Origin of the sequence: Pseudomonas sp. SBT1-2 (genome assembly GCF_028640875.1) — a bacterium.
Classification (GTDB): Bacteria; Pseudomonadota; Gammaproteobacteria; order Pseudomonadales; family Pseudomonadaceae; genus Aquipseudomonas; species Aquipseudomonas chlororaphis_I.
Map to the genome: position 1 here is coordinate 33,551 of NZ_JAQZAA010000013.1, position 21,460 is coordinate 55,010.

Annotated in this window: 17 protein-coding genes; 4 read left to right on the forward strand and 13 right to left on the reverse strand. The window is 59.8% G+C overall.

The features are described 5' to 3' along the window. Nucleotides 1-356 precede the first annotated feature (356 nt). The 9 genes from sucD to sdhC form a co-directional block, all read right to left on the reverse strand. A complete protein-coding gene (sucD, locus tag PVZ78_RS01070) occupies nt 357-1,238 on the reverse strand; it encodes a succinate--CoA ligase subunit alpha (protein WP_007931513.1) in 882 nt (293 codons plus the stop codon). Then, complete coding sequence (gene sucC, locus PVZ78_RS01075; protein WP_009047768.1) at nt 1,238-2,404, reverse strand: ADP-forming succinate--CoA ligase subunit beta; 1,167 nt, start codon at nt 2,402-2,404, stop codon at nt 1,238-1,240. The genes sucD and sucC overlap by 1 nt, the downstream gene beginning before the upstream one ends. Before the next feature lie 224 nt (nt 2,405-2,628). Next, nucleotides 2,629-4,065 (reverse strand): dihydrolipoyl dehydrogenase, encoded by a 1,437-nt coding sequence (gene lpdA / locus PVZ78_RS01080; RefSeq protein WP_007931507.1) that lies wholly within the window; start codon nt 4,063-4,065, stop codon nt 2,629-2,631. Between the two features lie 112 nt (nt 4,066-4,177). Next, complete coding sequence (gene odhB, locus PVZ78_RS01085; protein ID WP_101282007.1) at nt 4,178-5,398, reverse strand: 2-oxoglutarate dehydrogenase complex dihydrolipoyllysine-residue succinyltransferase; 1,221 nt, start codon at nt 5,396-5,398, stop codon at nt 4,178-4,180. Nucleotides 5,399-5,440: 42 nt separating this feature from the next. After that, nucleotides 5,441-8,272 (reverse strand): 2-oxoglutarate dehydrogenase E1 component, encoded by a 2,832-nt coding sequence (locus tag PVZ78_RS01090; protein ID WP_009047767.1) that lies wholly within the window; start codon nt 8,270-8,272, stop codon nt 5,441-5,443. Nucleotides 8,273-8,548: 276 nt separating this feature from the next. Continuing rightward, nucleotides 8,549-9,253: a succinate dehydrogenase iron-sulfur subunit gene (locus PVZ78_RS01095; RefSeq protein WP_007931501.1), complete on the reverse strand. Its 705-nt coding sequence runs from the start codon at nt 9,251-9,253 to the stop codon at nt 8,549-8,551. Between the two features lie 12 nt (nt 9,254-9,265). Then, entirely contained in the window at nt 9,266-11,038 is a 1,773-nt protein-coding gene (sdhA, locus tag PVZ78_RS01100) for a succinate dehydrogenase flavoprotein subunit (RefSeq protein ID WP_009047766.1), read from the reverse strand. Between the two features lie 3 nt (nt 11,039-11,041). After that, nucleotides 11,042-11,410 carry a succinate dehydrogenase, hydrophobic membrane anchor protein gene (sdhD, locus tag PVZ78_RS01105; protein WP_007931497.1) on the reverse strand — a complete coding sequence of 123 codons (369 nt, stop codon included), beginning with the start codon at nt 11,408-11,410 and terminating at the stop codon, nt 11,042-11,044. Then, nucleotides 11,404-11,790, reverse strand: coding sequence for a succinate dehydrogenase, cytochrome b556 subunit (sdhC, locus tag PVZ78_RS01110; RefSeq protein WP_169915034.1), 387 nt, complete (start codon nt 11,788-11,790; stop codon nt 11,404-11,406). The genes sdhD and sdhC overlap by 7 nt, the downstream gene beginning before the upstream one ends. Nucleotides 11,791-12,141: 351 nt before the next feature. On the opposite strand from sdhC, the gene gltA reads away from it, so the two are divergent. Further along, entirely contained in the window at nt 12,142-13,431 is a 1,290-nt protein-coding gene (gene gltA, locus PVZ78_RS01115) for a citrate synthase (protein ID WP_009047765.1), read from the forward strand. 309 nt (nt 13,432-13,740) lie between these two features. Here the strand turns inward: gltA and PVZ78_RS01120 are convergent, their stop codons facing one another. The 3 genes from PVZ78_RS01120 to PVZ78_RS01130 all read right to left on the reverse strand — a co-directional run bounded on the left by PVZ78_RS01120 (nt 13,741) and on the right by PVZ78_RS01130 (nt 16,750). Then, nucleotides 13,741-15,399: a cation acetate symporter gene (locus PVZ78_RS01120; protein WP_016702212.1), complete on the reverse strand. Its 1,659-nt coding sequence runs from the start codon at nt 15,397-15,399 to the stop codon at nt 13,741-13,743. Continuing rightward, nucleotides 15,396-15,707 carry a DUF485 domain-containing protein gene (locus tag PVZ78_RS01125; protein WP_007931481.1) on the reverse strand — a complete coding sequence of 104 codons (312 nt, stop codon included), beginning with the start codon at nt 15,705-15,707 and terminating at the stop codon, nt 15,396-15,398. Before PVZ78_RS01125 ends, PVZ78_RS01120 begins: the two co-directional genes overlap by 4 nt. 191 nt (nt 15,708-15,898) lie before the next feature. Then, nucleotides 15,899-16,750 carry a glycine betaine ABC transporter substrate-binding protein gene (locus PVZ78_RS01130; RefSeq protein WP_009047763.1) on the reverse strand — a complete coding sequence of 284 codons (852 nt, stop codon included), beginning with the start codon at nt 16,748-16,750 and terminating at the stop codon, nt 15,899-15,901. Between the two features lie 341 nt (nt 16,751-17,091). Here PVZ78_RS01130 and PVZ78_RS01135 point away from each other — a divergent pair, with 341 nt between their 5' ends. Next, nucleotides 17,092-18,645, forward strand: a complete 1,554-nt coding sequence (locus tag PVZ78_RS01135; RefSeq protein ID WP_036985168.1) for a glycoside hydrolase family 17 protein — start codon at nt 17,092-17,094, stop codon at nt 18,643-18,645. 94 nt (nt 18,646-18,739) lie between these two features. On the opposite strand, the gene PVZ78_RS01140 is transcribed toward PVZ78_RS01135, so the two are convergent. Beyond that, nucleotides 18,740-19,111 (reverse strand): hypothetical protein, encoded by a 372-nt coding sequence (locus PVZ78_RS01140; protein WP_009047761.1) that lies wholly within the window; start codon nt 19,109-19,111, stop codon nt 18,740-18,742. Between the two features lie 241 nt (nt 19,112-19,352). Between PVZ78_RS01140 and PVZ78_RS01145 the strand changes: the two genes are divergently transcribed. Then, on the forward strand, nt 19,353-20,651 hold the full coding sequence (locus tag PVZ78_RS01145) for a serine protein kinase PrkA (protein ID WP_009047760.1): 1,299 nt from the start codon (nt 19,353-19,355) through the stop codon (nt 20,649-20,651). Continuing rightward, nucleotides 20,644-21,432, forward strand: a complete 789-nt coding sequence (locus PVZ78_RS01150; protein WP_009047759.1) for an MlaA family lipoprotein — start codon at nt 20,644-20,646, stop codon at nt 21,430-21,432. Before PVZ78_RS01145 ends, PVZ78_RS01150 begins: the two co-directional genes overlap by 8 nt. Nucleotides 21,433-21,460 lie beyond the last annotated feature (28 nt).

The window sequence follows — 21,460 nt, forward strand, 5'->3', positions numbered from 1 at the left end:
GGAAATACCACACTACTGAATCGGAATTTAGAGAGGGATTTCCCTTATGGGTGAGGGAAATGCTGTCGGTCCGTATAGGACTGACCCGTTTAGCGCGCAGCTTCCTTGTGGGACGCAGACGCAAAAGAGGCGGCTAGCCTACCGAATTTGTAAGACAAACGCACTGTTAGAGGGCGAACTGTCCGATAAGCGACATTTGCGTGTCGCGTTTACATATTAAAAGCAGCTGCAAGATACAAGTTTCAAGCAACAAGCTTCTCTTGCAGCTTGCCGCTTGAGGCTTGCAACTGCTCTTAACGAACAAAGGCCACCCGAAGGTGGCCTTTGTCAGCAGAGTTGCAAGCTAAGCGCGAGGCTTACTTGACAGCCCAGCCAGTCAGCTCGGCCAGGGCCTTGCCGATGTCTGCCAGCGAACGCACGGTTTTCACGCCTGCGTCTTGCAGAGCAGCGAATTTCTCGTCTGCAGTGCCTTTGCCGCCAGAGATGATTGCGCCAGCATGGCCCATGCGCTTGCCCGGAGGAGCAGTCACACCAGCGATGTAGGAAACAACCGGCTTGGTCACGTTAGCCTTGATGTAGGCAGCCGCTTCTTCTTCAGCCGAACCGCCGATTTCGCCGATCATCACGATCGCTTCGGTCTTCGGGTCTTCCTGGAACAGCTTCAGGATGTCGATGAAGTTGGAGCCCGGGATCGGGTCACCACCGATGCCGACGCAGGTGGACTGACCGAAACCGGCGTCAGTGGTCTGCTTGACGGCTTCGTAAGTCAGGGTGCCGGAACGGGAAACGATACCGACCTTGCCTGGCAAGTGAATGTGACCTGGCATGATGCCGATCTTGCATTCGCCTGGAGTGATCACGCCTGGGCAGTTAGGGCCGATCAGGGTAACACCCAGCTCGTCGCACTTGACCTTGGCATCCAGCATATCCAGGGTAGGAATGCCTTCGGTGATGCAGACGATCAGCTTGATGCCGCCGAAAGCTGCTTCCAGGATGGAGTCCTTGCAGAAAGGAGCTGGAACGTAGATCACGCTGGCGGTGGCGCCAGTGGCAGCTACAGCGTCTTTCACAGTGTTGAAGACAGGCAGGCCCAGGTGCTCGGTGCCGCCTTTGCCCGGAGTTACGCCGCCAACCATCTTGGTGCCGTATTCGATGGCTTGCTGGGTGTGGAAACTACCTTGCGAACCGGTAATACCCTGGCAGATAACTTTGGTGTCTTTATTGATCAGGACGCTCATTATTTGCCCTCCGCAGCTTTGACAACTTGTTGAGCAGCGTCGGTCAGGCTGGTAGCAGCGATGATGTTCAAGCCGCTTTCTGCCAGTACTTTAGCGCCCAGTTCAGCGTTGTTGCCTTCAAGGCGAACAACAACCGGGATTTTCACGCCGACTTCTTTCACTGCACCGATGATGCCTTCGGCAATCATGTCGCAACGAACGATGCCGCCGAAGATGTTGACCAGTACTGCAGCGACGTTGGTGTCGGACAGGATGATCTTGAAGGCTTCGGTCACGCGCTCTTTGGTAGCGCCACCACCTACGTCGAGGAAGTTGGCTGGCTTGCCGCCGTGCAGGTTGACGATGTCCATGGTACCCATGGCCAGGCCGGCACCGTTGACCATGCAGCCGATGTTGCCTTCCAGGGCCACGTAGTTCAGTTCGAACTTGGCGGCGTGCGCTTCGCGCGGATCGTCCTGCGACGGATCGTGGAAAGTCTTCAGCTTAGGCTGACGGTACATGGCGTTGGCGTCGATGTTGATCTTCGCGTCCAGGCAGTGCAGATCGCCATCAGCCTTGATCACCAGCGGGTTCACTTCCAGCAGAGCCAGATCGTGGTCCTGGAACAGTTTGGCCAGACCAACGAAGATCTTGGCGAACTGGGCAACTTGCTTGCCTTCCAGGCCCAGCTGGAAAGCCAGCTCGCGACCCTGGAACGGCTGAGCGCCAACCAGTGGATCAATAGTGGCTTTGAGAATTTTTTCTGGAGTGTCGTGAGCGATTTTCTCGATGTCCACGCCACCTTCGGTGGAAGCCATGAACACGATGCGACGGCTCGAACGGTCGACGACAGCGCCCAGGTACAGCTCTTTAGCGATATCAGTGCACGATTCAACCAGGATCTTGGTGACTGGCTGACCATTGGCGTCAGTCTGGTAAGTCACCAGACGCTTGCCCAACCACTGTTGAGCGAATGCTTTAGCGTCTTCTTTGCTGCGAACCAGCTTTACGCCGCCCGCTTTACCGCGACCACCGGCGTGAACCTGGGCTTTGACAACCCACTCGGAGCCGCCGATCTTGTCGCAAGCTTCTGCTGCTTCTTCCGGGGTGTCTACCGCGTAGCCTTTGGATACTGGCAGGCCGTATTCAGCGAACAGCTGCTTACCCTGATACTCGTGAAGATTCATGCTTTTTACCGTCTTCGTTAGGTACTGCGCATTCGGCGCTGCGCTCTTGATGAGTGCCGCGCCACCTGTGACCGCTCCTCACCGGACTCCCCTGCCCCGCATCCGCAACCTGGGCTGCGGCACGACGCCTGAAGATTCCCGTGAGGTCGAGTCCAGCGGACGTTCCGCGGTGAGTCTTGCTCGCAAGGCTCACGACGGGCAATCCGCCGTGGTTTCTTATTGTCTTAACGCTTTTTGCGGTTGGCGATGTGGATGGCGCCGCCATTCACTGCCAGTGCTGCTTCGTGCAGCGCTTCGGACAGGGTCGGATGGGAGAAAACCATCATGCCCAGGTCTTCGGCGCTGGTGCCGAATTCCATGCCGATCGCACCTTGCTGAACCAGTTCCGCCGCGCTTGGGCCAATCACGTGGACGCCCAGTACGCGGTCAGTCTTGGCATCAGCGATGACTTTTACGAAACCGCCGGTGTCGTTGGCTGCCATGGCACGGCCGCTGGCTGCGAACGGGAAGGTGCCGACGTTAACTTCAACGCCTTCAGCTTTCAAGGCCTGCTCGGTCTTGCCGACCCACGCGATTTCCGGGTGAGTATAAATAACCGAAGGGATCAGGTCATAGTTCATCTGAGCCTTGTGGCCCTTGATGCGCTCGACGACCATGATGCCCTCTTCCGAGGCCTTGTGAGCCAGCATCATGCCGCGAACCACGTCGCCGATCGCGTAAACGCCCGGTACGGTGGTGGCGCAGTGATCGTCAACGTGCACGAAACCGCGCTCGTCGAGGGTCACGCCGCAATCGGCAGCCAGCAGATCAGTGGTCACCGGACGGCGACCAACGGCTACGATCAGCTTGTCGAAAGTGATGTTCTGTTCGCCGTTGGCATCGGTGTAGGTCACGACCACTTCTTCGCCGTTGACCTTGGAGCCGGTGACGCGAGCGCCCAGCTTGATGTCCAGACCCTGTTTGGTCAGGGTTTTCAGCGCTTCCTTGGAGACGGCGGTGTCGGCAGCCATCAGGAAGGTGTCCAGGGCTTCCAGGACAGTCACTTCAGCGCCCAGACGGGACCATACCGAACCCAGTTCCAGACCGATCACGCCAGCGCCGATCACGCCCAGGCGTTTTGGTACGGATTGGAATTCCAGGGCGCCGGTGGAGTCAACGATCACTTTCTGATCGACCGGGGCTGGTGGAATGTCGATTGGACGGGAGCCTGGCGCCAGGATGACGTTCTCGGCTTCGATCACTTCCACCGAGCCGTCTGGCTTGGTGACTTCGACTTTCTTGCCGGCCAGCAGTTTGCCGTGGCCCTGGATGGAGGTCACGCCGTTGGCCTTGAACAGGGTGGCAACACCGCTGGTCAGGTTTTTCACGATGTTGGCTTTGCGGCCGACCATCGCAGGCACGTCCATGGACACGCCAGCGTGGCTGATACCGTGGATCGCGAAACCGTCTTGGGCTTCGTGGAATTTCCAGGAGCTGTCCAGCAGCGCCTTGGAAGGGATGCAGCCGACGTTCAGGCAAGTACCGCCGAGGGCCAGTTTGCCCTCCTTGTCGGTATATTTCTCGATGCAGGCAGTCGTGAGGCCGAGTTGCGCAGCTTTAATGGCAGCTACATAGCCGCCAGGGCCTGCGCCAATCACTACCACGTCGAATTTCTGAGTCATGTGTCATTCCTTCTCGAATCAAACCGGACGGCCTCTTGTGGAGGCCGTCGTGGGACGAAGCTGTTCGTTTCGGCGAAAGGCCGATCATCGCTGATCGGCCCATGCTACGAAATCAGATATCCAGCAGCAGACGAGCCGGGTCTTCCAGCAGGTTCTTGATGGTAACCAGGAAGGTCACTGCTTCTTTGCCGTCGATCAAACGGTGATCGTAGGACAGAGCCAGGTACATCATCGGACGGATAACCACCTGACCGTTGATCGCCATAGGACGCTGCAGAATGTTGTGCATGCCCAGGATCGCCGCTTGCGGCGGGTTGACGATCGGAGTCGACATCATCGAACCGAAAGTACCACCGTTGGTGATGGTGAAAGTACCGCCGGTCATTTCTTCCATCGACAGTTTGCCGTCACGGGCTTTCTTGCCGAAGGTGGCGATGCCGCCTTCGATTTCAGCCAGGCTCATCAGTTCGGCGTTACGCAGAACCGGAACCACCAGACCGCGGTCGCTGGATACGGCAACACCGATGTCGGCGTAGCCGTGGTAAACGATGTCGGAGCCGTCGATCGAGGCGTTGACCGCCGGGAAACGCTTCAGCGCTTCGGTAGCAGCCTTGACGAAGAACGACATGAAGCCCAGGCGTACGCCGTTGTGGGACTTCTCGAACAGATCCTTGTACTTCGAACGCAGGGCCATGACTTCGGTCATGTCGACTTCGTTGAAGGTGGTCAGCATCGCCATGTTCGACTGGGCTTCGACCAGACGCTCGGCAACCTTGGCCCGCAGGCGGGTCATCGGAACGCGCTTCTCGACGCGGTCGCCGGCAGCGAATACCGGAGCAGCGGCGGCTGGAGCGGCAGCCTTGGCAGGCGCGGCAGCCGGAGCGGCTTTCTTGGCAGCAACGGCTGCAACCACGTCTTCCTTGGTCACGCGACCGCCTTTGCCGGTACCGGCAACGGAAGCGATGTTGATGCCGTTCTCTTCAGCCAGCTTGCGCGCAGCAGGAGCAGCGATTGGATCGTCTTCGCCTTCGGCGGCAGGCGCTGCGGCCTGAGCGGCAGCTGGTGCGGCAGCGGCGGCTGGAGCAGCAGCGGCAGCGCCTTCAGCGATGGAGCCCAGTACTTCGTCGGACAGAACGGTGTCGCCTTCGTTCTTGACGATAGCGCCCAGCACGCCGTCAGCGGTGGCCAGAACTTCCAGCACGACCTTGTCGGTTTCGATGTCGACGATCAGTTCGTCGCGCTTGACGGCGTCGCCCGGTTTTTTGTGCCAGGTGGCAACGGTGCCATCGGCAACCGATTCCGGGAAAGTGGGGGCTTTGATCTCGATAGCCATTATCTGTGGTTCCTTAAATTCGGTTTCAGGTGCGCGAAGGCGTTAAACAGTGAAAGCATCTTGCAGCAGTTTTTCCTGCTGCTCGGCGTGCATCGATGCGTAACCGCATGCAGGTGCAGCAGAGGCTTCACGGCCCGCGTACTCGAGTACGAGCGACTTGTCGTGATTACCAACGATGCGGCGCATGTGGTGCTGGCTGCAGTACCAGGCACCCTGGTTCATCGGCTCTTCCTGACACCAAACGACATGTTTGAGGTTGGTGTACGGAGCCAGGACTTCGTTCAAGTCGTCCTCAGGGAACGGGTACAGTTGCTCGATACGCACGATGGCGATGTCGTCGCGGCCTTCGGCACGGCGTTTTTCCAGCAGGTCGTAGTAGACCTTGCCGCTGCACAGAACCAGACGATTCACGCCTTTTGGATCCTGGGCATCGATTTCCGGAATAACGGTCTGGAACGAACCTTCCGCCAGATCTTCCAGGGTCGAGATGGCCAGTTTGTGACGCAGCAGCGATTTCGGAGTCAGGACCACCAGCGGCTTGCGCAGCGGGCGAATCACCTGACGACGCAGCAGGTGGTAGATCTGGGCCGGGGTGGTCGGCATGCAGACCTGGATGTTGTGCTCGGCGCACAACTGCAGGTAACGCTCCAGACGAGCCGAAGAGTGCTCCGGACCCTGACCTTCATAACCGTGCGGCAGCAGCATGGTCAGACCGCAGAGACGGCCCCACTTGTGCTCGCCACTGGTGATGAACTGGTCGATCACCACCTGGGCACCGTTGGCGAAGTCGCCGAACTGGGCTTCCCAGATCACCAGCGCGTTTGGCGTGGTGGTCGAGTAACCGTATTCGAACGCCAGTACGGCTTCTTCGGACAGGAACGAATCGTACAGATCGAAACGTGGCTGGCCTTCGTACAGGTGCTGCAGCGGAATGTAGGTGCTGGCGTCTTTCTGGTTGTGCAGGACCGCATGACGGTGCGAGAACGTACCGCGGCCAATATCTTGGCCGGTCATGCGGATCGGGTGACCTTCGAACGCCAGGGTCGCGTATGCCATGGTTTCGGCATAACCCCAGTTGATCGGCAGGCCGCCGGCTTGCATCTTCTGACGGTCTTCGTAGATCTTCGCGACCTGGCGCTGAACCACGAAGCCTTCCGGCAGCTCCAGCAGCTTGGCGGACAGTTCCTGCAGGGTCTTCAGATCGAAGGTGGTGTCGTGACGCGCAGTCCAGGCGTGGCCCAGATATGGACGCCAGTCCACGAACAGCTCTTTGTTCGGCTCCTTGACCAGGCTCTTCACGACGTGCAGGCCGTTGTCCAGCGCGTTGCGGTATTCGTCGACTTTCGCCTGAACACGCTCGGCGTCGAGCACATTGGCCTGGACCAGACGATCGGCATACAGCTCACGGGTGGTGCGCTGCTTGGCGATCTGCTGGTACATCAGAGGCTGGGTGCCGCTTGGCTCGTCCGCTTCGTTGTGGCCGCGACGACGGTAGCAGACCAGGTCGATCACCACATCGCGCTTGTACTGCATGCGGTAGTCGATGGCCAACTGGGTCACGAACAGTACGGCTTCCGGATCATCACCATTCACATGGAGGATCGGCGCCTGGATCATTTTCGCGACGTCGGTGGCGTACTCGGTGGAACGCGAGTCCAGCGGGTTGCTGATGGTGAAACCGACCTGGTTGTTGATCACGATGTGCACGGTACCGCCGGTCTTGAAACCGCGGGTCTGCGACATCTGGAAGGTTTCCATCACCACGCCCTGACCTGCGAACGCAGCGTCACCGTGGATGGAGATTGGCAGAACCTTGTCACCGGTCTGGTCGTTGCGACGATCCTGACGGGCGCGCACCGAACCCTCGACCACTGGCGAAACGATTTCCAGGTGGGACGGGTTGAAGGCCATGGCCAGGTGAACTTCACCGCCGGTGGTCATCACGTTGGACGAGAAGCCCTGGTGGTATTTCACGTCACCGGAGCCCAGCTCGACCTTCTTCTTGCCTTCGAACTCGTCGAACAGCTCGCGCGGGTTCTTGCCGAAGGTGTTGACCAGGACGTTGAGGCGACCACGGTGGGCCATGCCGATCACGACTTCCTTGGTGCCGTAGGAACCGGAACGCTGGATCAGCTCGTCGAGCATCGGGATCAGGCTTTCGCCGCCTTCCAGGCCGAAACGCTTGGTGCCCGGGTACTTGGTGCCCAGGTATTTTTCGAGGCCTTCAGCTGCGGTGACGCGCTCGAGCAGGTGACCCTTGATATCCGTGGAGTAGGTCGGACGGCCGCGCACGCTTTCCAGACGCTGCTGGAACCACTGGCGCTGCTCGGAATCGGTGATGTGCGTAAATTCAGCGCCGATGGTGCGGCAATATGTCTGCTGCAACGCTTCGTGAATTTCGCGTAGGCTCGCTTCCTCTTTGCCGATGAACAGGTCGCCGGCACGGAAGGTCGTATCAAGATCGGCATTGGTCAAGCCGTAATGATTGATTGACAGGTCTGCAGGTGCAGGACGCTGCCACAGCCCCAGCGGGTCAAGCTGGGCTGCCTGGTGGCCACGCATACGGTAGGCCTGGATCAATCGCAGCACTTCAACTTGCTTCTTCTCGTGCTCGCTGCTCACGCTACCGGCGGATACCGGCTGGGCGCGGCGCTGGTTCTTTGCCAGCAACACGAAATGATCGCGGATTGTCGAGTGCGAAACATCGATGGCAGTGCTGCCGTCGGTAGGCAACTTCTGGAAGTAAGTGCGCCACTCTTCTGGCACAGCGTTAGGGTCGTGCAGGTAGAGCTCGTAGAGCTCTTCCACATAGGCAGCGTTACTACCGGATAGGTAGGCGCTGTTCCACATGCGCTGCATCACGCTTTCTTGCATGCTTGGTCACCCTCGGTTAGGGGAACACCACCGGCGAAGACACCGAGCAAACTTGCAAAAGTCCGAGTGCAGCGACCAAAACAAGCCACTTAGGATCACGCTGATAGTCCGGGTACCAGCCCGGATGCCCCTGCTTGTCTCATTTCTTCAAAATACGAGCGGCAACTTTGTGAGCTGCTGCTCAGCTTAAAACTACGGCGCCGGTTGAAGCCTGCGCCGTAGCCTCTACGGGTACAGCGGTCCTGCCTTTACAACAGCTGGGTTACAGCAGCTGAATCACACGCCGCTCGAGAGCAGCATGTTACGTATGTGACCGATGGCCTTAGTCGGGTTCAGGCCTTTCGGACAAACGTTGACGCAGTTCATGATGCCGCGGCAGCGGAATACGCTGAACGGATCATCCAGCGAAGCCAGACGCTCGGACGTCTTGGTGTCGCGGCTGTCTGCCAGGAAGCGATAGGCTTGCAGCAGTGCAGCTGGACCCAGGAACTTGTCCGGGTTCCACCAGAAGGACGGGCAGGAAGTCGAGCAGCAAGCGCACAGGATGCACTCGTACAGACCATCGAGCTTTTCGCGCTCTTCAGGGGACTGCAGACGTTCGATGGCCGGAGCCGGCGTGTCGTTCTGCAGGAATGGCTTCACCTTCTCGTATTGCTTGTAGAAGATGCTCATATCGACGACCAGGTCACGGATAACCGGCAAACCTGGCAGCGGACGAACAACCAGCTTGTTGTTCTTTACCACGGCAGACAGCGGCGTGATGCACGCCAGGCCGTTCTTGCCGTTGATGTTCATGCCGTCGGAACCGCAAACGCCTTCACGGCAGGAGCGACGATAGGAGAAACCTTCGTCCTGCTCTTTGATCAGCGCCAGTACGTCCAGCACCATCAGATCCTTGCCACCGGTGTCGACCTGGAAAACCTGGGTTTTCGGCGCGGAGTCGGTGTCAGGGTTGTAACGATAAACTTCGACTTGCAACATATCGATCACCCTTTAGTAAGTCCGGACTTTTGGTTCAAAAGTCGGAACAGTCTTCGGCGAGAAGTTAACGGCACGCTTGGCAACGCGCTTCTCACCCGGGAAGTACAGGGTGTGGCACAGCCAGTTTTCGTCGTCGCGGTCTTCGAAGTCTTCACGGGCATGGGCGCCGCGGGACTCTTTGCGCACTTCGGCAGCGATGGCGGTGGCTTCGGCCACTTCCAGCAGGTTCTGCAGTTCCAGTGCTTCGATACGTGCAGTGTTGAACGCCTGCGACTTGTCGTTGATCTTGACGTTGGCGATACGGGTACGCAGCTCGGCCAGCTGGGCAATGCCCTTCTGCATGTATTCGCCGGTACGGAATACGCCGAAGTAGTTCTGCATGCAGCTTTGCAGCTCGCGACGCAGGGTAGCCACATCTTCGCCATCAGTACGCTCGTTGAGAGCGTTCAGGCGTGCCAGTGCAGCCTCGATGTTGGCGTCGGTCGCGTCATCGTATTCGATGCCGTCGGTCAAGGCTTTTTCCAAGTGCAGGCCGGCAGCGCGGCCGAATACCACCAGGTCGAGCAGCGAGTTGCCGCCCAGGCGGTTGGCACCGTGAACCGATACACAAGCCACTTCGCCCACAGCGAACAGACCGTGGATGATCTCATCCACGCCTTCGGCGTTCTGGGTGATTGCCTGGCCATGAATGTTGGTCGGCACGCCGCCCATCATATAGTGGCAAGTTGGAACTACTGGTACTGGAGCAACCACCGGGTCAACGTGAGCGAAAGTCTTGGACAGTTCGCAGATGCCTGGCAGACGGCTGTGCAGCACTTCCTCGCCCAGGTGGTCGAGCTTGAGCATCACGTGGTCGCCATTCGGACCACAACCGTTGCCGGCGATGATTTCTTTAACCATCGAACGGGCAACAACGTCACGACCGGCAAGGTCCTTGGCGTTCGGAGCATAACGCTCCATGAAACGCTCGCCGTGCTTGTTGATCAGGTAACCACCTTCACCACGGCAACCTTCGGTCACCAGTACACCGGCGCCGGCGATGCCGGTCGGGTGGAACTGCCACATTTCAATGTCTTGTACCGGCACGCCGGCACGCAGCGCCATGCCGACACCGTCACCGGTGTTGATCAGGGCGTTGGTGGTGGATGCATAGATACGACCCGCGCCGCCGGTCGCCAATACGGTGGCTTTCGCGCGGATGTAGGTGGTTTCGCCGGTTTCGATGCAGATCGCGATCACACCGACGAACGCGCCTTCCTGGTTCTTCACCAGGTCAACGGCGTAGTACTCGTTCAGGAAGGTGGTGCCGGCTTTCAGGTTGCCCTGATAAAGGGTGTGCAGCAGCGCGTGACCGGTACGGTCGGAAGCTGCGCAGGTACGGGCAGCCTGGCCGCCTTTACCGTAATCCTTGGACTGACCGCCGAAAGGACGCTGGTAGATACGACCGGTTTCGGTGCGGGAGAACGGCAGACCCATGTGGTCCAGTTCGAAAACCGCGGCCGGGCCTTCCTGACACATGTATTCGATAGCGTCCTGGTCACCGATATAGTCGGAACCCTTGACGGTATCGTACATGTGCCAGCGCCAGTCATCGTTCGGGTCGGCCGACGCGATGGCGCAGGTGATGCCGCCCTGAGCCGACACAGTGTGCGAGCGGGTCGGGAACACCTTGGTGATCACTGCAGTCTTGTGGCCGCCCTGGGCCAGCTGCAATGCGGCACGCATGCCGGCGCCGCCGCCACCAATGATGATGGCGTCGAAAGAAATCGTTGGAATGTTAGCCATGAATCAGATACCCCAGAGAATCTGCACACCCCAGACGAAGTAGGCGAACATTGCAACGCCGCATACTGCCTGGAAAAGGAAACGTACTGCAGTCGCCGATTTGCCCAGCGCCATCGGCGTCAGGTAGTCGGTCGAAATGGTCCACATGCCGACCCAGGCGTGAGCGCCCAGAGCAACCATGGCCAGCAGGCTGAAGATACGCATCCAGTTGTTGGAGAACAGTGCGTGCCATTGCTCGTAGCCAAGGCCCGGGTTCGCAACGAGGTATCCGATCAGGAAGATGAAATAAGCCGCGAGAACGACCGCAGACACACGTTGTGCCATCCAGTCATAGAGGCCCGAACGCGACAGGTTCGTGACGTTAGTTACCATATCCAAACTCCTGCCAGAACGATTACCACCACGGATACGGCGATAACGATTTTAGAGCCCAGCTTGCCGCCTTCCAGCGTCTCACCGATGCCCATGTCCATGATCAAATGGCGCACACCGGCAACCAAGTGATACAGCAAGGCGGACAGGATGCCCCAAATCACTAGCTTGGCTAGCGGACTGGTCAGACACGCTTTCACCTCGCCGAAGCCTTCCTCGGAGCTGAGCGACTTGTCCAATGCATAAAGCATGATGGCAAGGCTCACAAAGAGGATGACACCGGAAATACGGTGAAGGATGGACGTGTAAGCAGTGACTGGGAGTTTGATGGTCCTTAGGTCTAGGTTTACAGGTCGTTGGCTATTCACGGCTTTTTTCACACTGAAGAGCCCCTAACAATCAGGGCAAAGTTGTTGGGGAGTGCACTGGTCAGGTACCCACCACCCAGGGAGTGACGACCCCCATCAAACCGGGCCCGAAAGCCCATGGCGGTCGGTGGCCGAGTATAGACAGTTAGGCTACTAATGACAACGCAATCACCTTCCCCTAATAGCTCATTGCGTTAGGCGGATAAAAGGCGTAAATGGCGGGGAATTTCGAGGAAAAAGTACGGTTAAAGCCTTCTGGGGCAAGACTTTAGGCAAATTGACATTCGGATTTATCTCACTATAGTGGTGCGGGCCCTGCGTGGGGGGTCTGTCTGATGATTTCAAGCATAAATAGGAGGCCACATGGCTGACAAAAAAGCGCAGTTGATCATCGAGGGCGCAGCCCCCGTCGAGCTGCCCATTTTAACCGGCACCGTTGGTCCCGATGTAATCGATGTTCGGGGCTTGACGGCCACGGGCCGCTTCACCTTTGACCCGGGTTTCATGTCGACCGCCTCCTGCGAGTCGAAAATCACCTATATCGACGGCGACAACGGCATTCTGTTGCACCGCGGCTACCCGATCGAACAGTTGGCTGAAAAGTCGGACTACCTGGAAACCTGCTACCTGCTGCTCAACGGCGAACTGCCGACCGCAGAACAGAAGGCCCAGTTCGTCAGCAACGTGAAGAACCACACCATGGTTCACGAGCAACTGAAGACTTTCTTCAACGGCTTCCGTCGCGACGCCCACCCGATGGCCGTCATGTGCGGCGTAGTCGGCGCCCTCTCGGCCTTCTACCACGACTCCCTGGACATCAATAACCCGCAGCATCGCGAAATCTCCGCGATCCGCCTGGTTGCCAAGATGCCGACCCTGGCCGCGATGGTTTACAAGTACTCCATGGGCCAACCCATGATGTACCCGCGCAACGACCTGTCGTACGCGGAAAACTTCCTGCACATGATGTTCAACACCCCGTGCGAGATCAAACCGATCAGCCCGGTGCTGGCCAAGGCAATGGACCGGATCTTCATCCTCCATGCCGACCACGAGCAGAACGCATCGACCTCCACCGTACGCCTGGCAGGCTCCTCGGGCGCCAACCCGTTCGCCTGTATCGCTGCCGGTATCGCCGCACTCTGGGGCCCGGCTCACGGCGGCGCCAACGAAGCGGTACTGACCATGCTCGACGAAATTGGCGATGTCTCGAACATCGACAAGTTCATCGCCAAGGCCAAGGACAAGAGCGATCCGTTCAAGCTGATGGGCTTCGGTCACCGCGTCTACAAGAACCGTGACCCACGCGCCACCGTCATGAAGCAGACCTGCGACGAAGTGCTGAAAGAGCTGGGCATCAAGCACGACAAACAACTCGAACTGGCCATGCGCCTGGAAGAGATCGCCCTGACCGACCCGTACTTCATCGAACGCTCGCTGTACCCGAACGTCGACTTCTACTCGGGGATCATCCTCAAGGCCATCGGCATTCCAACCAGCATGTTCACCGTGATCTTCGCCCTGGCGCGTACCGTCGGCTGGATCTCGCACTGGAAAGAAATGCTCTCCAGCCCTTACAAGATCGGCCGCCCTCGCCAGCTGTACACCGGCTACGAGTCGCGCGACATCACCAAGCTGGAAGACCGCAAGTAAGACCTGTTGCCTTGCGCTAACGTCTTGACTGCAGCGGATACGGCCTCTTTATAGAGGCCGTATTTGTTTATGCTCCCCTCCCCCGCCATTTCCCTGTAGCAGCCTGTGTTCGGCCGCACAGCGGATATGGAACGCCAACTCCATCCCCCTCTCACTGAAGAGCTTGCGAGCGCTGCGCGCTCGATCGCAGGCTGCGCCAGCGGCTACAAGGGACGGCCCATTCCTGGAACCAATAAAAATGCCCCCGTCTTTCGACAGGGGCATTGGTTTGCAACTCAGCTTATATATAGAAGCCGATACCCAAAGGCCTTAGTGCGATACCGCCCCGCTGGCGCCCAGGCCGGTCTGCGAGCGTACGAATTGCGGGAAGAACAGCGCCCGCTCATTGTCAGCCGCAGTGGACTTGTCGGTGATGGAGAAGAACCAGATCCCGATAAAGGCAATGATCATCGAGAACAGCGCCGGGTACTCGTAAGGGAAGATGGCTTTCTCATGCCCCATGATCTGCACCCAGATGGTCGGGCCGAGGATCATCAGGCCCACGGCACTGACCAGGCCCAGCCAGCCGCCAATCATCGCACCGCGGGTGGTGAGTTTCTTCCAGTACATGGAAAGCAGCAGTACCGGGAAGTTGCAGCTCGCCGCGATGGAGAACGCCAGGCCGACCATGAACGCGATGTTCTGGCTCTCGAACAGGATACCCAGGGCAATCGCCAGCACACCCAGGCACACGGTGGTGATCTTCGAGACGCGGATTTCATCCTTCTCGTTGGCCTTGCCCTTCTTGATCACGCTGGCATACAGGTCATGGGAGACCGCCGAGGCACCGGCCAGGGTCAGGCCAGCCACCACCGCCAGGATAGTGGCGAAGGCCACCGCCGAGATGAAGCCGAGGAACACGCTGCCGCCTACGGCATTGGCCAGGTGCACCGCCGCCATGTTGTTGCCGCCGAGCAGAGCGCCCGCCGCATCCTTGAACGCCGGGTTGGTGCTGACCAGGAGGATCGCGCCAAAACCGATGATGAAGGTCAGGATGTAGAAGTAGCCGATGAAGCCGGTGGCATACAGCACGCTCTTGCGCGCTTCCTTGGCGTCGCTCACGGTGAAGAAGCGCATCAGGATGTGCGGCAGGCCCGCGGTACCGAACATCAGCGCCAGGCCGAGGGAGAACGCCGAGATCGGATCCTTCACCAGGCCGCCCGGGCTCATGATCGCTTCACCTTTGGGGTGAACCTTGGTGGCTTCGGAGAACAGCATGTTGAAGTCGAAGTTGACATGCTTCATGACCATCAGCGCCATGAACGAAGCGCCGGACAGCAGCAGGACCGCCTTGATGATCTGTACCCAGGTGGTCGCCAGCATGCCGCCGAACAGCACGTACAGCACCATCAGGATACCCACCAGGATCACCGCCACATGGTAATCGAGGCCGAACAGCAGCTGGATCAGCTTGCCGGCACCGACCATTTGCGCGATCAGGTAGAACGCCACCACCACCAGCGAGCCGCAGGCCGACAGCGAGCGGATCTGGGTTTGCCCCAGGCGATAGGACGCCACGTCGGCAAAGGTGTACTTGCCCAGGTTGCGCAGGCGCTCGGCGATCAGGAACAGAATGATCGGCCAGCCCACCAGGAAGCCGATCGAATAGATCAGGCCGTCGTAGCCGGAGGTGAACACCAGGGCGGAAATCCCCAGGAAGGACGCCGCCGACATGTAGTCACCGGCAATCGCCAGGCCGTTCTGGAAACCGGTGATCTTGCCACCCGCGGCATAGTAGTCGGCCGCCGACTTGTTGCGCTTGGAGGCCCAGTAGGTGATGCACAGGGTGGCCCCGACGAACAGCACGAACATGATGATCGCCGAGACATTGAGGGGTTGTTTATGTACTTCGCCGGTCAGGGCGTCGGCCGCCCAGAGACTTGGAGCAAAGGCCGCGACGCTAAAAAAGGCCAATAGACGCCGGATCATTGCTGAGCCTCCTTGAGAATCGCATTGTTCAGGTCGTCGAATTCGCCATTGGCGCGTCGCACGTAGATGCCGGTCAGGACAAAGGCCGCGACAATCAACCCGACACCAATGGGAATGCCCCAGGTGATGGATGATTCAGGACTGAGTTTTGCCCCCAGTACATGGGGTCCGTAGGCAATCAGCAGGATGAAGCCCGAATAGAGCCCGAGCATGACCGCCGACAGTATCCAGGCGAATCGTTCGCGCTTGCTGACCAGCTCCTTGAAACGCGAGCTGTTTTGAATCGAGAGGTAAATGCTGTCGTTCATTGTTTTTATCCTCGCAGCACAGATTTTAGTTGGAACGTAGTCCACTCTATGCAGCTCTGGAGCCGGTTCCAGACGACCTTAGTATTAGAACGACAGCCTCCCTGACAGGCACTTTTACGCCGGGCAAAACAAAAGGCCGCCGGGTGCGAACTCCCGGCGGCCTCGAGACCTGCAAGCTAGACGCCTCGCGATCAGTTAGCGGTCCACTCGGCAACGCGCTCAGGGTGTTTGGCCACCCAGTCCTTGGCCGCGGCTTCCGGCTTGGCGCCCTCTTGAATTGCCAGCATCACCTCGCCGATTTCATCCTTGGAAGCCCACTGGAACTTCTTCAGGAAGGCCGCAACCTCCGGCGCCTTCTTCTCCAGGCCTTTGCTGCCGATGCTGTTGACGGTTTCAGCGGCGCCGTAAACACCTTTCGGATCGTCCAGGAAGCGCAGCTTCCACTTGGCGAACATCCAGTGCGGCACCCAGCCGGTGACCGCGATGGAGTCCTTCTTCTCTTCGGCACGGGTCAGTTCGGCAATCATCGCCGCGCCCGAACTGGCTTGCAGCTTGTAGTCCAGGCCGTAGTCCTTGATGGCCTGGTCGGTCTTGAGCATCACGCCCGAACCGGCATCGATACCGACGATCTTGTTCTTGAAGGTGGTGTCATCCTTCAGGTCGGCGATGCTCTTGGGCTTGACGTACTCCGGCACGATCAGGCCGATTTTCGCGTCCTTGAAGTTGGGACCGTAGTCGACCACCTTGTCCTTGTTCTTGGTCCAGTACTCGCCGTGGGTCACCGGCAGCCAGGCCGACAGCATGGCATCCAGCTTGCCGGTGGCCACGCCCTGCCACATGATCCCGGTTGCTACGGCTTGCAGCTTCACGTCATAACCGAGTTTCTGCTTGATCACCTCAGACGCTACATACGTGGTCGCCACACTGTCCGACCAACCGTCGACATAGCCGATGCTCAGGGTTTTGCTATCGGCGCTGGCCAGGGTTGAACTGATCGCAAGTACCAGACCGGCACCTGCGCCTAAGAGTCGTCGCATCTTCATCGTTACTTCCCCGAAAGTGCTGCGCCCGACGGATGCCGAGCCGCGTCAACCTGTTGTTATGGTGCACAGCGCCCTCATCACGCCCCACCAACTTGCTCGAACATCAGCGCGATTGCCCTATGAGAGCCCTGACGCGTCGATCATCAACCTGACGCCAAAGGTGACCTGCTCTGACTGCGACCTCAAAACATTCAGCAACGACACCAGTTCGCCAGTAATCAGGGCATGCCCAAAACAGTCGCCCAATCCCGCCCGAACTTTGCATGTCAAAATCATGCAGGCCACCTGGGCAGCGGCAAATCCGGGTAAGATGCCCGGCTTCGTTTCCTGACGGCCTGACCATGCCCTCGATTGCCCGCTTCCCGCTCCTGCCCTATCTATTCGCCTGCCTGCTGGGAGTCTTCGCGCTCTGCGGTTTCTGGTACGGCCTCGGCCAGCCGGTGGTGCTGCCGGATGTCGCCAGCGCCAGTCACAAGTTGCAATGCGCGTCCTACACCCCGTTCGACAAGGACCAGTCGCCCTTCGACCAGCCGTTCAAGTTGCGCCCGGAGCGCATGGACGCCGACCTGGCATTGCTGGCGACCCGCTTCGAGTGCATCCGTACCTATTCCATGACCGGCCTCGAAGCCCTGCCGGACCTGGCGCGCAAGCACGGCCTGAAGCTGATGATCGGCGCCTGGATCAACAGCAACCCGGTGGACAGCGAAAAAGAGGTCGACCTGCTGATCGCCTCGGCCAATGCCAACCCGGATGTGGTGAGCTCGGTGATCGTCGGTAACGAAGCCCTGCTGCGCAAGGAAGTCACCGGCCCGCAACTGGCCAGGCTGATCAACAAGGTCAAGGCTCACGTCAAGCAGCCCGTCACCTACGCGGATGTCTGGGAGTTCTGGCTCAAGCACCCGGAAATCGCGCCAGCAGTGGACTTCCTGACCATCCACCTGCTGCCCTACTGGGAAGACGATCCGTCCAACATCGACGCCGCGCTGAACCATGTGGCCCAGGTGCGCCAGGTGTTCGGCAACAAGTTCGCGCCCAAGGACGTGATGATCGGCGAAACCGGCTGGCCCAGCGAAGGCCGCCAGCGCGAAACCGCCCTGCCGAGCCGGGTCAACGAGGCCAAGTTCATCCGTGGTTTTGTGGTCATGGCCGAACAGAATGGCTGGCATTACAACCTGATCGAAGCCTTCGACCAGCCGTGGAAACGCGCCAGCGAAGGCGCCGTCGGCGGTTACTGGGGACTGTTCGATGCCGACCGCCAGGACAAGGGCGTGCTCGCCGGGCCGGTATCGAACCTGCCTTACTGGCCATTGTGGCTGGGCGTGGGCGGGGTGATCTTCCTCGCCACGCTGATCCTCGGTGGCCGGGTCCGCGGTACTCGCGCGGCCTTGGTCCTGCCTTTACTCGGCGCCCTCGCCGCCTGCTCCATTGGCGCCTGGGGCGAGCTGGCGCGAGTCACCAGCCGCTTTGCCGGGGAATGGTTCTGGGCAGGCCTGCTGCTGGCCCTGAACCTGTTGGTGCTGGCCCACGCGGCACTGAGCCTGAGCCCCCAAACCGGCTGGCGCCAGCGCGCTTTCGACAGCCTGGAAAAACGTGCCGGCTGGCTGCTCGCCGCCGCCGGTTTCGCCGCCGCGGTGATGATGCTGGAGCTGGTGTTCGACCCGCGTTATCGCAGTTTCCCCAGCGCCGCCCTGCTCCTGCCAGCCCTGGTCTACCTGTGCCGCCCGGTGCGGGTGCCGCGTCGCGAAATTGCCCTGCTGACCTTTATCGTCGGCGCCGGCATCGCTCCTCAGCTGTATCGCGAAGGCCTGGAAAACCAGCAGGCCTGGGGTTGGGCCCTGGTCAGCGTGCTGATGGTCGCCGCCCTGTGGCGCAGCTTGCGGGCTCGCAAAGCCTGATCAGAACCGTGTAGGAGCGAGGCTTGCCCGCGATGGCGTCGCCGCGGTTTAGCAGTCATACCGCGTCATCGTTGATCGCGAGCAAGCTTCGCTCCTACAGAACAGCGCGAGGCGCCCTTACCAGCCGCAAGGCACCGATGACGATGGCAAACACTGCCAGGCTGGTGTTATAGAGCGCCAGCGCCGGAAAACCGAACAGCAGCGCCAGCACCGCCAGGCTCCAGCCGGCACGACCCGGTATCACGAAGGCGATCAGGGCCGCCGCCAGCGCCGCCCAGCCCATGACCTTGAAGTGGATCAGCAGCCCCAGGCTGGAACGTGCCTGGCACTCCCAGCGGCTGGCTTCGTCGACACAGACGCCGACCCATCGAGCGTCCTCCATGAAGCCGTAGCGCACGCCATAACTGGCGGCCAGCCACAACGGCAGGACAACAAGCAGCAGAATCACGGGAAGACGGCGGGACATGAAGCACTCCGATAAGCGAAAACGGCGCCCAGCATAATCGCCCGAGGCCGGTAAGCAAGCGTGTTGCACAGATAACTGTTGAGCAAACAGCGACAAAGTGTATCGTCTGGCGACTATTACCGCCGATCCGGCTTTGCCCTGCCTTGATCGTTTTTTGTGCCGTGCCATGGCACTTCGGCAGCAACCCGGTGGTCATAGCCTGCGAACTTCACTCGGCACCTTCCTCTACAGGGATTTAGTCATGCTCCGTTCCTTGCGCTTCGCTGCCCTGTTTGGCGGCCTTATCTCGAGTGCGTCCGCGCTCGCGGTCGACATCGACGCCGCCAGCTATGGCTACCCCTTGACCAACCCGTTCGAGGCGACCATTGCCACCACTCCGCCGGACCTGCGTCCGAAGCTGCCGAGTGACGACGATATCAATCAGTCCGACCGCAGCCTGACCTTGCGCCCCGAGCGCGAATTCATCCTGCCGGACAACTTCTGGGCCGTGAAGAAGCTCACCTACCGCATCGCCGAGCAGGACCATGCCGCACCGCTGATCTTCCTCATCGCCGGCACCGGCGCGCGCTACGACAGCAGCCACAACGAATACCTGAAGAAGCTCTATTACCAGGCCGGCTATCACGTGGTGCAGCTGTCCTCGCCCACCAGCTTCGACTTCATCAGCGCCGCCTCGCGGTTCGCCACGCCGGGTGTGACCAAGGACGATGCCGAAGACATATACCGCGTGATGCAGGCGGTACGCGCGCAGAACCCGAAACTGCCGATCACCGATTTCTATCTCACCGGCTACAGCCTCGGCGCCCTGGACGCGGCCTTCGTCAGCAAGCTGGACGAAACCCGGCGCAGCTTCAACTTCAAGAAAGTCCTGCTGCTCAACCCGCCGGTCAACCTCTATACCTCCATCACCAACCTCGACAAGCTGGTGCAGACCGAGGTCAAGGGCATCAATAACACCACCACCTTCTACGAGCTGGTGCTGAACAAGCTGACCCGCTACTTCCAGCAGAAGGGCTACATCGATCTCAACGATGCCCTGCTCTACGACTTCCAGCAGTCCAAGCAGCACCTGAGCAACGAGCAGATGGCGATGCTGATCGGCACCTCGTTCCGCTTCTCCGCCGCCGACATCGCCTTCACCTCGGACCTGATCAACCGCCGCGGCCTGATCACCCCGCCCAAGTACCCGATCAGCGAAGGCACCAACCTCACGCCATTCCTCAAGCGCGCCCTGCAATGCGACTTCGACTGCTACCTCACCGAGCAGGTGATCCCGATGTGGCGCGCCCGCACCGACGGCGGCAGCGTGCTGCAACTGATCGACCAGGTGAGCCTGTACGCGCTCAAGGATTACCTGCAGGACAGTCCGAAAATCGCCGTGATGCACAACGCCGACGACGTGATCCTCGGCCCCGGCGACCTGGGGTTCCTGCGCAAGACCTTTGGCGACCGGCTGACGGTCTACCCCCATGGCGGCCATTGCGGCAACCTCAACTACCGCGTCAACAGCGACGCCATGCTGGAGTTCTTCCGTGGCTAAACATCTCCTGCTCATCGCTGCGTTATTCTGCGCAGGCTATGCCAATGCCGACGACGGCCAGACCGCGACACCCGTGGTCGCAGACGAGGATGGCTTCACCCAACCGCTCAAGCGGCTCAAGTTCAACCCGGGCCTGGACCAGCGCGAGTTCGAGCGCTCGACCCTCAACGCGCTGAACGTCTACGACCCGCTGGAGTCGTGGAACCGCCGGGTGTACCACTTCAACTACCGCTTCGATCAGTGGGTGTTCCTGCCGGTGGTCGACGGTTACCGCTACATCACCCCGAGCTTCCTGCGCACCGGTGTGAGCAACTTCTTCAACAACCTGGGCGACGTGCCGAACCTGGTCAACAGCCTGCTGCAGTTCAAGGGCCAGCGCTCGCTGAACACCACCGCCCGCCTGCTGGTCAACACCACCATCGGTATCGGCGGTCTCTGGGACCCGGCCACCAGCATGGGCCTGCCACGCCAGAGCGAAGACTTCGGCCAGACCCTGGGCTTCTACGGCGTGCCGGGCGGCGCCTATTTCGTCCTGCCGATCCTCGGCCCCTCGAACCTTCGCGATACCGCCGGATTGGCCGTGGACTACACCACCGAGTCGGCGATCAACTTCCTCAACGTCTCCGAGGTCAGTTCGAACCACCCGGAACTCTGGGTCCTGCGCAGTATCGACAAGCGCTATCAGACCAGCTTCCGCTACGGCCAGCTGGACTCGCCGTTCGAGTACGAAAAAGTCCGCTACGTCTACACCGAATCGCGCAAGCTGCAAATCGCCGAGTGATCCCTCCAGGGCCCTGCCATTCGTGCAG

Bases quoted from the DNA above. Each gene is read 5' to 3' on its own strand.
- sucD (WP_007931513.1), bottom strand. From the start codon at position 1,238: ATGAGCGTCCTGATCAATAAAGACACCAAAGTTATCTGCCAGGGTATT.
- sucC (WP_009047768.1), bottom strand. From the start codon at position 2,404: ATGAATCTTCACGAGTATCAGGGTAAGCAGCTGTTCGCTGAATACGGC.
- lpdA (WP_007931507.1), bottom strand. From the start codon at position 4,065: ATGACTCAGAAATTCGACGTGGTAGTGATTGGCGCAGGCCCTGGCGGC.
- odhB (WP_101282007.1), bottom strand. From the start codon at position 5,398: ATGGCTATCGAGATCAAAGCCCCCACTTTCCCGGAATCGGTTGCCGAT.
- PVZ78_RS01090 (WP_009047767.1), bottom strand. From the start codon at position 8,272: ATGCAAGAAAGCGTGATGCAGCGCATGTGGAACAGCGCCTACCTATCC.
- PVZ78_RS01095 (WP_007931501.1), bottom strand. From the start codon at position 9,253: ATGTTGCAAGTCGAAGTTTATCGTTACAACCCTGACACCGACTCCGCG.
- sdhA (WP_009047766.1), bottom strand. From the start codon at position 11,038: ATGGCTAACATTCCAACGATTTCTTTCGACGCCATCATCATTGGTGGC.
- sdhD (WP_007931497.1), bottom strand. From the start codon at position 11,410: ATGGTAACTAACGTCACGAACCTGTCGCGTTCGGGCCTCTATGACTGG.
- gltA (WP_009047765.1), top strand. From the start codon at position 12,142: ATGGCTGACAAAAAAGCGCAGTTGATCATCGAGGGCGCAGCCCCCGTC.
- PVZ78_RS01120 (WP_016702212.1), bottom strand. From the start codon at position 15,399: ATGATCCGGCGTCTATTGGCCTTTTTTAGCGTCGCGGCCTTTGCTCCA.
- PVZ78_RS01125 (WP_007931481.1), bottom strand. From the start codon at position 15,707: ATGAACGACAGCATTTACCTCTCGATTCAAAACAGCTCGCGTTTCAAG.
- PVZ78_RS01130 (WP_009047763.1), bottom strand. From the start codon at position 16,750: ATGAAGATGCGACGACTCTTAGGCGCAGGTGCCGGTCTGGTACTTGCG.
- PVZ78_RS01135 (WP_036985168.1), top strand. From the start codon at position 17,092: ATGCCCTCGATTGCCCGCTTCCCGCTCCTGCCCTATCTATTCGCCTGC.
- PVZ78_RS01140 (WP_009047761.1), bottom strand. From the start codon at position 19,111: ATGTCCCGCCGTCTTCCCGTGATTCTGCTGCTTGTTGTCCTGCCGTTG.
- PVZ78_RS01145 (WP_009047760.1), top strand. From the start codon at position 19,353: ATGCTCCGTTCCTTGCGCTTCGCTGCCCTGTTTGGCGGCCTTATCTCG.